The 12675-nt window shown below is 62.6% G+C and carries 16 protein-coding genes; 9 read left to right on the top strand and 7 right to left on the bottom strand.

All coding sequences use genetic code 11. The annotated features are described in order from the left end of the window. Positions 1 to 53: 53 nt before the first annotated feature. The 4 genes from LPW39_RS15260 to LPW39_RS15245 all read left to right on the top strand — a co-directional run bounded on the left by LPW39_RS15260 (position 54) and on the right by LPW39_RS15245 (position 3096). Positions 54 to 1253: an amino acid aminotransferase gene (locus LPW39_RS15260; protein WP_230776809.1), complete on the top strand. Its 1200-nt coding sequence runs from the start codon at positions 54 to 56 to the stop codon at positions 1251 to 1253. A 247-nt stretch (positions 1254 to 1500) separates the two neighbouring features. Further along, positions 1501 to 1746, top strand: coding sequence for a GlsB/YeaQ/YmgE family stress response membrane protein (locus tag LPW39_RS15255; protein WP_230776807.1), 246 nt, complete (start codon positions 1501 to 1503; stop codon positions 1744 to 1746). 78 nt (positions 1747 to 1824) lie between these two features. After that, positions 1825 to 2376, top strand: coding sequence for a YcjF family protein (locus LPW39_RS15250; RefSeq protein ID WP_230776805.1), 552 nt, complete (start codon positions 1825 to 1827; stop codon positions 2374 to 2376). A 117-nt stretch (positions 2377 to 2493) separates the two neighbouring features. Then, entirely contained in the window at positions 2494 to 3096 is a 603-nt protein-coding gene (locus tag LPW39_RS15245) for an isochorismatase family protein (protein ID WP_230776803.1), read from the top strand. Between the two features lie 220 nt (positions 3097 to 3316). Here the strand turns inward: LPW39_RS15245 and LPW39_RS15240 are convergent, their stop codons facing one another. Next, positions 3317 to 3955: a C40 family peptidase gene (locus LPW39_RS15240; RefSeq protein WP_230776801.1), complete on the bottom strand. Its 639-nt coding sequence runs from the start codon at positions 3953 to 3955 to the stop codon at positions 3317 to 3319. A 373-nt stretch (positions 3956 to 4328) separates the two neighbouring features. On the opposite strand from LPW39_RS15240, the gene LPW39_RS15235 reads away from it, so the two are divergent. Genes LPW39_RS15235 through LPW39_RS15220 form a run of 4 tightly spaced genes read left to right on the top strand, consistent with a single transcriptional unit; the run spans position 4329 to position 6358 of the window. Next, on the top strand, positions 4329 to 4760 hold the full coding sequence (locus tag LPW39_RS15235; RefSeq protein ID WP_230776799.1) for a GFA family protein: 432 nt from the start codon (positions 4329 to 4331) through the stop codon (positions 4758 to 4760). Next, positions 4757 to 5200, top strand: coding sequence for a hypothetical protein (locus LPW39_RS15230; protein WP_230776797.1), 444 nt, complete (start codon positions 4757 to 4759; stop codon positions 5198 to 5200). The genes LPW39_RS15235 and LPW39_RS15230 overlap by 4 nt, the downstream gene beginning before the upstream one ends. Further along, complete coding sequence (locus LPW39_RS15225; protein ID WP_230776794.1) at positions 5194 to 5700, top strand: DUF523 domain-containing protein; 507 nt, start codon at positions 5194 to 5196, stop codon at positions 5698 to 5700. The genes LPW39_RS15230 and LPW39_RS15225 overlap by 7 nt, the downstream gene beginning before the upstream one ends. After that, positions 5690 to 6358, top strand: a complete 669-nt coding sequence (locus tag LPW39_RS15220; protein WP_230776792.1) for a DUF1294 domain-containing protein — start codon at positions 5690 to 5692, stop codon at positions 6356 to 6358. The genes LPW39_RS15225 and LPW39_RS15220 overlap by 11 nt, the downstream gene beginning before the upstream one ends. Before the next feature lie 19 nt (positions 6359 to 6377). On the opposite strand, the gene mnmH is transcribed toward LPW39_RS15220, so the two are convergent. The 5 genes from mnmH to LPW39_RS15195 all read right to left on the bottom strand — a co-directional run bounded on the left by mnmH (position 6378) and on the right by LPW39_RS15195 (position 10664). Further along, positions 6378 to 7436, bottom strand: a complete 1059-nt coding sequence (gene mnmH, locus LPW39_RS15215; RefSeq protein ID WP_230776790.1) for a tRNA 2-selenouridine(34) synthase MnmH — start codon at positions 7434 to 7436, stop codon at positions 6378 to 6380. A 183-nt stretch (positions 7437 to 7619) separates the two neighbouring features. Next, positions 7620 to 8150, bottom strand: coding sequence for a GNAT family N-acetyltransferase (locus LPW39_RS15210; protein ID WP_230776788.1), 531 nt, complete (start codon positions 8148 to 8150; stop codon positions 7620 to 7622). A 253-nt stretch (positions 8151 to 8403) separates the two neighbouring features. Then, entirely contained in the window at positions 8404 to 9150 is a 747-nt protein-coding gene (locus LPW39_RS15205; RefSeq protein ID WP_269075844.1) for an aldolase, read from the bottom strand. 163 nt (positions 9151 to 9313) lie between these two features. Beyond that, a complete protein-coding gene (locus LPW39_RS15200) occupies positions 9314 to 9952 on the bottom strand; it encodes a 3-oxoacid CoA-transferase subunit B (protein ID WP_230776786.1) in 639 nt (212 codons plus the stop codon). Positions 9953 to 9962: 10 nt separating this feature from the next. Beyond that, a complete protein-coding gene (locus tag LPW39_RS15195) occupies positions 9963 to 10664 on the bottom strand; it encodes a CoA transferase subunit A (RefSeq protein ID WP_133855995.1) in 702 nt (233 codons plus the stop codon). 91 nt (positions 10665 to 10755) lie between these two features. On the opposite strand from LPW39_RS15195, the gene LPW39_RS15190 reads away from it, so the two are divergent. After that, positions 10756 to 11346 carry a PAS and helix-turn-helix domain-containing protein gene (locus tag LPW39_RS15190; protein ID WP_230776784.1) on the top strand — a complete coding sequence of 197 codons (591 nt, stop codon included), beginning with the start codon at positions 10756 to 10758 and terminating at the stop codon, positions 11344 to 11346. A gap of 43 nt (positions 11347 to 11389) precedes the next feature. Here the strand turns inward: LPW39_RS15190 and LPW39_RS15185 are convergent, their stop codons facing one another. Continuing rightward, the gene (locus LPW39_RS15185; RefSeq protein ID WP_230776782.1) at positions 11390 to 12670 is read right to left on the bottom strand and encodes an NAD(P)/FAD-dependent oxidoreductase; all 1281 of its coding nucleotides are present in this window, start codon (positions 12668 to 12670) and stop codon (positions 11390 to 11392) included. Positions 12671 to 12675 lie beyond the last annotated feature (5 nt).

Below are 12675 nucleotides of genomic sequence, written 5' to 3'. Positions count from 1 at the left end.
TTGTTTGGCATTTGGGGGTGCAAAGCCAGATTTCTACCTACCAAGGACTACACATGTCTCTTTTCTCTTCCGTCGAAATGGCCCCACGCGACCCGATCCTGGGTCTCAATGAGCAATACGCAGCCGACACCAACCCGCAAAAAGTGAACCTGGGCGTGGGCGTGTATTTCGACGACAACGGCAAGCTGCCGCTGCTGCAGTGCGTGCAAGCCGCCGAGAAAGCCATGATGGACAAGCCCACGCCCCGTGGCTACCTGCCTATCGACGGTATCGCAGCCTATGACAGCGCTGTCAAGGGCTTGGTATTCGGCGCAGATTCCGAAGTCGTGGCCTCCGGCCGCGTGGCTACCGTGCAAGCCGTGGGCGGCACCGGCGGCCTGAAGATTGGTGCCGACTTCCTGAAGCGCCTGAACCCCCAAGCCAAGGTGCTGATCTCCGACCCGAGCTGGGAAAACCACCGCGCGATCTTCCAGAACGCCGGTTTTGAAGTCGCGAGCTACCGCTACTACGACGCAGCCAAGCGCGCCATCGATTTCGACGGCATGATCGCCGACCTCAACGCAGCCGCCCCTGGCACCGTCGTGGTGCTGCACGCCTGCTGCCACAACCCCACCGGCTACGACATCACCGCCGCCCAGTGGGACAAGGTCATCGACGTGGTCAAGGCCAAGAACCTGGTCGCTTTCCTGGACATGGCCTACCAAGGTTTTGGCCACGGCATTGCCGAAGACGGCGCCGTGATCGGCAAGTTCATCGCCGCTGGCCTGAACATTTTTGTGTCGACCTCGTTCTCCAAGAGCTTCTCGCTCTACGGTGAGCGCGTGGGCGCGCTGTCCGTGGTCGCCACCGACAAGGAAGAAGCCAGCCGCGTGCTGAGCCAGCTCAAGGTCGTCATCCGCACCAACTACTCCAACCCACCAACCCACGGTGGTGCCGTGGTGGCCGCGGTGCTGAACAACCCCGAGCTGCGCGCACTGTGGGAAAAGGAACTGGGCGAAATGCGCGTGCGCATCAAGGACATGCGCCAGAAGCTGGTGGACGGCCTCAAGGCTGCCGGCGTGAAGCAGGACATGAGCTTCATCACTACCCAGATCGGCATGTTCTCGTACTCGGGCCTGAGCAAGGACCAGATGGTGCGCCTGCGCTCCGAGTTCGGCGTGTACGGCACGGACACCGGCCGCATGTGCGTGGCTGCGCTGAACAGCAAGAACATCGAGCACGTCTGCGCATCGATCGCCAAGGTCGTCGCCTGATCGGCTGACACCCTCCGGCCTGGCCCGGCCAGGTTCGGCCAAAAGCAGCCCGCGCCGGCAACGGCACTGGCTGCTTTTTTCATGCGCATGACAGTGCCAGTTCACCGTTGTTTATGGCGTAAAGCCGCTGCATTAGAAGCCTTCTCCTACAAACAGCCTTAAAGTGCCTTGGTACGCTTCAGGGCGTATTGGCCAGGGCCGCCTCAACCCGAGGCACTGGCGTTAACCGCTCAACGGAGAAAGACGAATGTCCATCATTGGAACCATTTTTGTAGGCCTGATCGTGGGCCTCATTGCCCGGGCCATCAAGCCCGGAGACGACAAGATGGGCTGGATTATGACCATCCTGCTGGGCATTGCCGGCTCGCTGCTGGCGGGCTACGCGGGCGTAGCGATGGGCTGGTACCAGCAGGGCGAGGCAGCAGGCTGGATTGCCTCCATCATCGGCGCCATCATCTTGCTGGTGCTCTACGGCCTGATCCGCAAGCGCTAAGCGCACAACAGCCTGCGCCAGCCGGGGTGACCCGCTGACGCAGGTTTTTTTAACGCTGTTTACCTCAAGACACCAGCCATGAAACTTGGACGCAAGCCCCGCCCCCTTTCCGCACTGCAACTGGCTGCCCAGACGGGTAATCCTGCGCTGCTGGAGGCGGTAGAGCAGTCCCAAAAGCTGCTGCACCGCAAAGCCCTGATGGCCGCGCTGGCCAGCGCCACGCCGGTGCCGGGGCTCGACATGGCGGTGGACGCCGCCTTGCTGTCGCGGCTGATTCCGCAAATCAGCAACTACTTTGGCTTGAGCGATGAGCAGATCGCGCGCCTGACTCCCGCCAAGCGCGCCAAGGTGCAGAACACCGTCAACATGCTCGGTGGCGTGCTGGTGGGCAAGCTGATCACCAAGGATGTGATCATGCGCGGCGCTAAGGCACTGGGCATGCGCCTGACTGTGCAGCAGGCCAGCAAATATGTGCCGATTGCCGGCCAGGCGGTATCGGCCGCACTGGGTTACGCCACCTTGCGCTACCTGGGTGAGCAGCATTTGCGCGACTGCGTGCGGGTAGCGCACGAAGCGGGCATTGTGCTGCCGGTCGTCTATGCGCCTGCACTGGACCAGGATCCGCGCTGAACCTGGCACATGCCTGTGGCCAGCCAATGGGCCGCTACCGGATTAATTTCGCAGTCTCCGTCGCCTATCGCGCCCAGCCGCAACAGCGACCGGCCGCTGCCACAGGTAAAATGCCGCATGCTTATAGATTTTGAAGAATCCCAGCTGGTGCTGGTCGACTACCAGGAAAAACTGATGCCCGCCATTTTTGATGGTGCGCAGGTGTTGAAAAACGCCACCCTGCTGGCAAAGGTGGCCCAGCAATTGCAGGTACCCGTGTTTGGCACCGAGCAAAACCCCAGCAAGCTTGGTCCCAACGCTGCGGAGCTGCGCGGTCTGTGCAACAAGACCTTGGCCAAGATGTTCTTCAGCGCCGTACCAGAAGGCCTGAACGAGTGGCTGCGCCCTCCTGCCAAGCCGCAGGGCGGCAATGCCCGCAGCCTGCCCAAGCACCTGCAAAAACCGCAACAAGCGGCCCCAGAGCGCAACAGCATCATCATTGCCGGCTGCGAAGCCCATGTCTGCCTGCTGCAGACCGCGCTGGAGTTGCTGGAGGACGAGTTCGATGTCTGCGTGGTCACCGACGCCTGCAGCAGCCGCACCGAGCGCAACCGCGACGCCGCCTTTGACCGTCTGGCGGGCGCTGGCGCCGAGCTGGTCACCACCGAGATGGTCATCTTCGAATGGCTGCGCAGTTGCGAGCACGAAGACTTCCGCGACATCCTGCAGATGATCAAGTAAAGCCTTGCTGAGGCCTCTCCAGCATGTTGCCGACCCAGGCTGCCCCAGAGGCAGCCTTTTTTACGCCTGTACCTTCTATATAGAGGGGGAGCAGGACTGAGACCCCTACCCCCTGGCGCCGACCAGCTGAGCAGCCAAGCAGCACCGCGCAGGCAACAAAAAAGCTCCCCGAAGGAAGCTTGTTTCGCTTGTGCAGCACCCGCTGCAAAGGGCAAGGCGCTCAGTTCACACGCATGTTGGCCTTGGACATCACCCGACCAATCAGGTCCTGCGCTTCGGCACCATCGAGGTTGACCTGCTGCATCAGCTTGGTGCGTGCCTCCTCGCTCAGCTCCACGCGGCGGGCGCCGTCAAAGCGCTTTTCCCAGTAGGCGATGTCCATGCTCTCGACCCGAACGGTCTTGCCAGTGCGGGGCGAATGGATGAACTTGCCGTCCCCCATGTAGATCCCCACATGGCTGAAAGCCCGGCGCATGGTATTGAAGAACACCAGATCACCGGGCTTGAGCTCCGCTTTTTCAATCTTGTCGGTCGCGGCGGCCTGCTCTTCTGCGCGGCGCGGCAGGATCTTGCCCCAGCTCTCCGCATACACAGCGCGTACCAGACCACTGCAGTCAAAACCCGTCTCTGCGCTGTTGCCGCCACGGCGGTAGGGCACACCAATCAGGCTCAGCGCATTGCTGATCAGCACATTGGCCTGGTCCTTGACCTGGTGATGCACCGAATCGAGCTTGGAAAGACTGCTTTGGCCAATGCCCAGCAGCAAATCGAGGTCAGATGGCTTTTGCTCGCTCTCGGGGGCGGCATGTGCGCTGACAGACGCGGCGACGATGAGGGTGCAAATCCATTTCGGTGACATAGCGGGCGACTTTAGCACGGTTTATTTTGAAGACAATTCATAAATGTGTAACAAAATCCAAACCAGTTATACCCGAGACTACCCGGGTTTTCCCTGTGGATTTTTCGCAATTATGCATAAAACCGAACAATTTCAATTTATAAATATTTGTTTTCATTGATTTTTTGCAATTCATGAAGATTTCACACACAAGCCTTGTTTGTTTCTATATGCAACCATAGTTACTACACCAAAGACTGTAAAGATATTCCTACATGCATCCTAAAACCGAGCGTATGAACGCTTGTTGACAGTTGTGCAAGAGTCGTGCCACCGAATGCTTTTGAATGCTGACCACTTGCTCGGCAGACGGCACTTTGCGCAAGCAAACGAGGTGCAGTACAAAGGAGGCCCCCACTCCCAGCGCTTGCCCATGCTCATCCACGGCACTTGCCACTGCCAAGCGGTTCGCTTTACCGCCTTGATCGACCCCAGCCAGGTCAGCGTATGCCATTGCAGCGACTGCCAGGTGCTGTCAGGCGCACCGATGCGCGCGATCGTCAAAGCCGCGATGGCCGATTTTTCGCTGCAGGGCCCGGTACAGACCTATACCAAGACCGCGCAAAGCGGCCAGCGCCGCAACCAGGTCTTTTGCCCCGTCTGCGGCACGCCGCTCTACGGCTGCGCCGCCCAGAACCCGGAGTTTGTGGTGATCCGCCTGGGCTGCGTGGAGGAACGCGCACAGCTGCCGCCCAAGCGGCAAATCTGGACCACATCAGCGATGCCCTGGCTGGCTGAGTGCGTGGCGCAATCCGGCGCGGCATGAGCCCTTCAGAACTGCGGCAGGCGCTCGCCTCGGTCTGCGACAATCGCGGAATGCCTCGCCAGTTTGAATTTGCCGACTCCGAAATCAGCCGTATCCACCCCACCGCGGAAGGCTGCAGCATCGAATTTTCAGCCGCGCTGGTTATTGAGCACCAGGAAAACAACATCCTGCGCCGCTACAGCAATGGCCTGCGCCTGCTGCTGACGCCCTGCCCGCCCGCAGCCGCAGACCAGGCGCAAGCCTTTGGCTTGCTGGCCAGCGGCTGGCTGCAGCTGGGCCAGCAACGGCTCAGCATCTTGCCTGCGCCCAGCGATTACCAGGCAGAGGCGCTCAACCTGCATCTGCAATTCGCCCATGAGCTGCAACTGCAGCTCAGCGGCAGCAGCCTGCGCTGCGAGTCCAGCGAACTGGCCCGGCAGGTGGAGGTGCTGGCATGCTGAAGCCCGCGCTCCCCAAGGTGCTGGTCAGCGGCTGCCTGCTCGGCCAGCCCGTGCGCTATGACGGCAGCCACAAAGGGGCGCAGCACGCGGTGCTGGATCGCTGGCTGGCACGGCAACAGGTGGTGAGCCTCTGCCCCGAGATGGCTGCAGGCCTGCCCACCCCCCGTTTACCCGCCGAAATTGTCGGTGGCACCAGCATCGCGGTGCTGCGCCATGCCGCCCAGGTGCGCGACAGCGCGGGCAACGACCTGACTGCCGCCTTTGTACATGGCGCGCAACTGGCACTGCAATTGGTGCAGCGCCATGGCATCCGGGTGGCGGTGCTCAAGGAGTTCAGCCCGACCTGCGGCTCCAGCCAGGTCTATGACGGGCAGTTTGCCGGCCACACCGTGCCGGGCGAAGGACTGGCCTGCAGCCTGCTGCGCCAGGCCGGTGTAGCGGTTTTCAGCGAGAACCAATGGGAAGCGGCTGCGGCGCAGTTGGAGGCCTATGCTGTTTGAGGGCACCCTGCAATCCTGGAACGATGAGCGCGGCTTTGGCTTCATCGCCCCCGATGGCGGCGGACCGCCCGTTTTTGTGCACATCTCCGCCTTCCAGAACACCGCCGCCCGGCCCCAAGCCCGCCAGCGCCTGAGCTATGTGCTGGGCAAGCCTGCTGGCGACAGACCCCGGGCCAGCCGCGCCCGCGTGCTGGGCGCAGCGGTAACGCCATCGACGCATCCTGCACGCCCACGGGCCGCAACCCCGCGCCCGCAGCGCCAAGCCACCAGCGCAGCCCGATCGGGCGCAGCCGGCGGCGCGGCCCTGTTGTTCATCCCCGCGTTGGCGGCTCTGTTGCTGGTGCTGGGCCTGAGTTTTGGCTCCACCTGGCGCGCTGCAGGCTGGTATCTGCTGGCCTCGCTGGTCACTTTTGCCTGGTATGCCTGGGACAAGGCTGCCGCGCAGCAAGGACACTGGCGCACGCCGGAGAAGCACTTGTGGCTGCTGGGTTTGCTGGGTGGCTGGCCCGGCGCCTTGCTGGCCCAGCGCTGGCTGCGCCACAAATCCAGCAAGCAGGAATTTTTGCAGGTGTTCTGGCTGACGGTGGTGCTCAACCTGGTGGGGCTGTGCCTGCTGTTCTCGCCACTGGGGCAGCGATTCGGTCTGCCGACGCTCTAAAAACCTTTTCAAAGGGCCATCAGGCTTCAATAGCCTGCCGCCTGATCTGCGCCGCCAACTCGCCAATGCGCAGGTCCGAAAGATCATCGGTCTCCAGGCTCTGGCGTGCCGTCCAATGGGCAAAATTGCGCGCCTGGCTGCGCTCGTAATGCGGGTCGTAATGCAAGGCCATCAGCTCGGCAAACAGTGGTGCGAGCTCGCCCTGCACAGCCCAGCCTTGCCAGCGGCCAACGACCTCCTTGCCTTGCAGCTCCTTCAGATAGCCCAGCCTGGTGGCCAGCAAACCCGCGTCGGCGCCCAGGTAAGCATAGTCGCGCAGCAAATAGGCCAGGCGGGCTTGTGCGGAGGCCTTGATCTCGATGACCGGCGCCTGCCGCATATGCTCGACCAGCGCCATTGGCACCGAGATGCGCCCGATCTTGGCGCTTTCACCTTCGATAAACACCGGGCGCTCCAGATCGAACTGGCCGATCTGCGTCGCGAGCAAGGTCTCGAAGTGCTTCTGGCTGGGCTGCTCCACGCCAGGCAGCTGGCCCAGCAGCGAGCCCTTGTGGCTGGCATAGCCCTCCAGGTCAATCACCTGTGCGCCCTGCGCTGCCAGCGCATGCAGGACCCGCGTTTTGGCACTGCCGGTGGCGCCGCAAAGTACCTGCAGGCGCAGGCGCGGCACCAGCGATTCCAGCCGCTCGATCACATGGCCGCGAAAGCCCTTGTAGCCACCGGCCAGCTGCTGCGCATCCCAGCCCACCAGGCGCAGCCAGGTCACCATCGAGCCACTGCGCAGGCCGCCGCGCCAGCAGTAGACCAGCGGTTTCCAGTTGGCAGGCCGGTCGTGGAAGGTGTCGTGCAGGTGGCGCGCCAGATTGGCGCTGACATAGGCCGCGCCCAGGCGCTTGGCCTCAAACGGGCTGACCTGCTTGTAGATGGTGCCGATCTGGGCCCGTTCCTCGTTGCTCAGCACCGGGCAGTTGATGGCCCCGGGGATATGGTCTAGCGCAAACTCGGCGGGCGAACGGGCGTCGACGATGGTGTCAAACTTGGGGATGTCGCTGATGCGAACAGGCTGTCGATGGGACATAAGGCACACGCTGGCAACATAGGCCAGTCTCAAGATCAGGGGCAAGCGCCGGTGCCAGCGATAAACGCCGGCACGGCAACTGCGCAGAGTGATCGAGCCTCGATACAGCCATCGCAGGCCATCTGGGCCCGCGCTGCGCGAAAGCGCGGATTATCCCATGCATGCACGACATGGCAGCCAGACTCAACCGTCCACCGGATGGGCCGGCGTCTGCAGCAGCAATTGGTACAAGGCCAGGTCCAGCCAACGCCCAAATTTAAAGCCTACCTGGGGCATCAAGCCGACGGACTTGAAACCCAGGCGTTCATGCAAGGCGATCGAGCCGGCATTGGCCGCATCGATGGCGCCGACCAGCGCGTGCACATCGTTCAAACGCGCCTCTTCGATGATGGCCTCCATCAGTTGCAGGCCCAGTCCCTGGCCGCGCTGGTCAGCACGCACATAGACCGAGTGCTCCACGGTGTACTTGTAGGCCGGATAGGCGCGAAAGGCGCCATAGCTGGCAAAGCCCAGCAGCTCGCCGGCCGCGTCCTCGATGCCGATGACCGGGTAGCCGCCCTTGAGCTTGGCATCAAACCAGGTCCGCATATTGTCGGCATTGCGCGGCTGGTAGTCATACAGCGCCGTGCTGTTGACGATGGCGTCGTTCAGAATCGCCAAAATGGCCGGCGCATGCCGGTCGTGGGTGCAGCGCACCCAGTGTCTCTCAGTCATCCATCTCTCCAGGAAAAACCACAGGCAACGCCGGCAGGCTGCCACCAATCGCGGCCGGGTTTGCTAACTACCGGGGTTTGGCCGCACCATCGGCAGACAGTCGCCCGCCTGTAAATGCCAGCTCAGCTTTGCCGTGGGTCTGCGGCGGCACAGCTTGCAGCAGCCGCTACTGCTGGTGCAAGGGCTGAATGCGCAGGCCATTGTAAGAAGCTGCGCGCCGGCTGGGCGGGACCACCACCGTGCCCCGGTCAAATCAACGAATCTGGCGGCGCAGCGCTTCAAAGAACAGCGTCGACTGCAGACGCTCGCCATTGGCCTGCTCAGCCACGCGCGCGGCCAGCGCCGGATCGCAGGGTGCCAGCGGCACACCGGTCGACTGCGCCAGCACCTGCGACTGGCAGGCACGCTCCAGGTAGTACAGGTCGTCAAAGGCATAGTCCATGCGTTCACCGCAGACGATGATGCCGTGGTTGCCCAAAAAGCTGATGTCCGCGCCCTGCATGGCCTGAGCGATGCGCGCGCCTTCGCTGTCGTCCAGCGCAAAGCCGTTGTACTGCGCGTCGATGGACAGGCGGCCGTGGAAGCGCATGGCGTTCTGGCTCAAGGTGGTGTCCAGTGCGCGCTGCGTGGTCAGGGTCAAGGCGGTGGCATAGGGCATATGGGTGTGCAGCACGCAGGTCTTGCGCGCAATGCGGTGCACTGCGGCATGGATGAACATCGCCGTCGGCTCGACCACATGGCCGCCAGCCACCACCGTGCCTTGGGCATCCACCATCACCACATCGTCCGCCTGGATCTCGCTCCACATCAGGCCGCGCGGGTTCAGCAGAAAATGCTGGCCATCGGGCAGCGCCATGCTGAAATGGTTGCAAACGCCCTCCCCCAGGCCAAAGTGCGCAGCGGCCCGCAAGGCCAGCGCCATGTCCTCGCGCATGCGCAGCACATCGGGGCGGACAAACAAGGGGTGGGAAAGGTCGGCAGGCGCGAAGGGAGCGTTCATGGGGCTAACGGTCTGAGAAGGGATCTGCGCAGTATGTCGCCTGCGCTGTGGCCCGGCAATGGGGAAAGCGACAGCAGCTGCCTGCCCATGAAAAAAGCCCGCCATCGATCGATGGGCGGGCTCGTTTGCACAGCGCCAGCCGGCAAGGGCTGGGCAGCTGCGCTTATTGGATCAGGCTGACGCCGGTCTTGGACTGCACCTCGTCAAAGCTCACCTCAGGGGCCAGCTCGACCACCTTCAGGCCTTCAGGCACCACATCGAACACACCCAGGTCGGTGATGATGCGGTCCACCACGCCCACGCCGGTCAACGGCAAGGTGCAGTCTTTCAAGATCTTCAGGTCGGTGGTGCCGTCCTTCTTCCTGGCCACATGTTCCATCAGCACGATCACGCGCTTGACGCCGGCCACCAGGTCCATCGCGCCGCCCATGCCCTTGACCATCTTGCCTGGAATCATCCAGTTGGCCAGGTCACCCTTTTCGGACACCTGCATGGCACCCAGGATGGACAGGTTGATCTTGCCGCCACGGATCATCGCAAAGGACTGGTCCGAGCTGAAGATGGACGAACCGGCAATCGTGGTCACCGTCTGCTTGCCGGCATTGATCAGGTCGGCGTCAATGGCATCCTCGGTCGGGAAGGGGCCGATGCCCAGCATGCCGTTTTCCGATTGCAGCCACACTTCCTTGTCACCGGTGTGGTTGGCCACCAAGGTAGGAATGCCGATACCGAGGTTCACATAGAAGCCGTCTTCCAGCTCTTGCGCCGCACGTGCGGCCATTTGGTCTTGGGTCCAAGGCATGACTGGCTCCTTACTGCTTCTCGGTGATGGTGCGCTTTTCGATACGCTTCTCGGGGGTGGCATTGAGCACCAGGCGGTGCACATAAATGCCCGGCAGATGGATCTCGTCGGGCTTGAGCGCACCGACTTCAACAATTTCCTCGACCTCGACGATGCAGACCTTGCCGCAGGTGGCCGCTGCCGGGTTGAAGTTGCGTGCCGTCAGGCGGAACTGCAGGTTGCCGCTCTTGTCCGCGCGCCAAGCCTTGACCAGCGACACGTCCGCCACGATGGAGCGCTCCATCACATAGGTCTCGCCATCGAACTCGCGCAGCTCCTTGCCCTCGGCCACTTGCGTGCCCACACCGGTCTTGGTGAAGAAGGCGGGGATGCCAGCACCGCCAGCGCGCATCTTCTCGGCCAGGGTGCCCTGGGGGGTGAACTCCAGCTCCAGCTCGCCGGCCAGGTACTGGCGCTCGAACTCCTTGTTCTCGCCCACATAGGACGCAATCATCTTCTTGATCTGGCGCGTCTCCAGCAGCTTGCCCAGGCCAAAACCGTCCACACCGGCATTGTTCGATGCCACCGTCAGATCCTTGACACCGCTGTCGCGCAGCGCTTCGATCAAGGCCTCGGGAATCCCGCAAAGGCCAAAGCCGCCCACGGCCATTAACTGCTTGTCTGCCACCACGCCTTTGAGCGCGTCCGCAGCACTGGGGTAGATCTTATTCACACTTGTCTCCTGATAAGAAGGGCTTGTTTCGCCAATCAAGCATACTACGTATTAGGATACGTAGTATTTCGTAAAGGGGACAATTTTTGCCATGGCAGTGACACCACTCGACTACCGACAAGCCTTCGAAATGGCGCCTGTGGGCCTGGTGGTGTCCCACCGGCGGGTCATGATCGACTGCAACGAGCAGGTCTGCGACATGTTCCGCACCTCGCGCGAGCTGATGATGGGCCAGTCCTTCCAGATCCTCTACCCCAGTGCCGACGAGTTCGAGCGCCTGGGCCGCCGCATCGCCCCGATCATGGGCGCGCAGGGCCTGTATTCGGACAACCGCATCATGAAGCGCGCCAATGGCGAGATGTTCTGGTGCCATGTGATGGGCCGCGCGTTCAACCGCGACGACCCGCATGAGGGCGGTGTCTGGAGCTTTGAGGACCTGAGCGCGCTGCGCCCGGTGCGCGCCGAGCTCACCGCCCGCGAGCGCGAGGTCGCTGCCCATCTGCTCGAAGGCATGACCAGCAAGGAGATTGGCCGGGGCCTGGGCATCAGCCACCGCACGGTCGAGATCTACCGCACCCGGCTGATGCGCAAATACGGCGCGGACTCCTCTGCAGAGCTGGTGCAAAAGCTGCTCGCTGGCGGCAGCTCGCTCGATATCGTCCTGGGGCCGGACGACATCTGAACCCAGGGCTTGACGCTGCCTGGGCCTGCCAGGCAGTGCCGCGTCAATGCAGCTTCATCCGGCCCGACACGCGTTGCTGCAGCAAACGGGCCAGTGCCAGCACCGCTGTCTTGCCGGTGCCCAGAATGGCACGGTGGTGCATCAGGTGCAGGGACATATACATCCACTTGGCTATGAGGCCCTGCACAAAGAAGTTCTTGCCCGACAGACCGCCCATCAGATTGCCCACACCCTTGTTGTCACCCAGCGAGACCAGCGAACCAAAGTCCTGGTAGACAAACACCTCGTTGAACGAGCGCTCCTTGAGCGCCGCAAACAGCAGCTTGCACAAATAGCTGCCCTGCTGGTGCGCGGCCTGCGCGCGCGCGGGCACCGTCTTGCCTTCGGTCCAGGTAGCGGCGGCGCAATCGCCCATTGCATAGATGCGGCTGGCACTGGTGCGCAGGTGGTCGTCCACGACAAACTGGTTGATGCGGTTGACCTCCAGCCCCAGACGGGCATTGCTGTCCGCTGCCTTGATGCCGGCGGCCCAGACGATCAGATCGGCCGGCACCTCGCCATTGGACGTGATCACCTGGCCCTGCGCCAGCGACTGCACACGTGTGCCGGTCATCACCCGCACGCCCTTGCGCTCCAGTGCGACGCGGGCCTGCTCCGAGATGCGCGGCGGCAGTCCACCCAGAATGCGCTCACCGCCTTCGATCAGGCTGATATCGAGCCGGAAGCGCTGGCTGTCCGACAGACTCTCCAGCAGCATCTGGTGCGCCTCGATCAGCTCGGCCGACAGCTCCACGCCCGTGGCTCCGGCACCGACGATGGCCACCGCCAGCGAACGCGGCTCGGCATAAGACGCATGGGCACAGGCACCGAGCCAGTCGGCGTGAAAGCGCTGCGCATCACGCACGCTCTCCAGCAAATACGCATGCTCAATACCTGGGGTGCCAAAAGAATTGGAGCCGCTGCCCATGGCCAGCACCAGGTGCTGGTAGCTGATGACGCGCTCGGGCACCACCTGCTTGCCGGCATCGTTGATCACCGGCGCCAGCACAATGCTTTGCTTGGCGGCATCCAGCCCCATGCATTCGCCCATTGCAAAACTGAAATGGTTGCGGCGCGCCAGCACGGTGTAAGACAGGCCTTCCTGGTGTGCATCCAGCGTGCCAGCGGCCACTTCGTGCAAGGTGGGCTTCCAGATATGGAAGGGCATTTTGTCCACCAGCAAGACCCGCTCGCGCCCTTCGCGCGCGCCCAGTTTGCGCCCCAGTTGTGCGGCCAGTTCCAGTCCACCTGCACCGCCGCCCACAATCACCACGTCATAGTGCATGTACG

The organism is Comamonas koreensis (assembly GCF_021026195.1).
Classification (GTDB): domain Bacteria; phylum Pseudomonadota; class Gammaproteobacteria; order Burkholderiales; family Burkholderiaceae_C; genus Comamonas; species Comamonas koreensis.
This window is presented reverse-complemented; position numbering and strand designations above follow the sequence as displayed.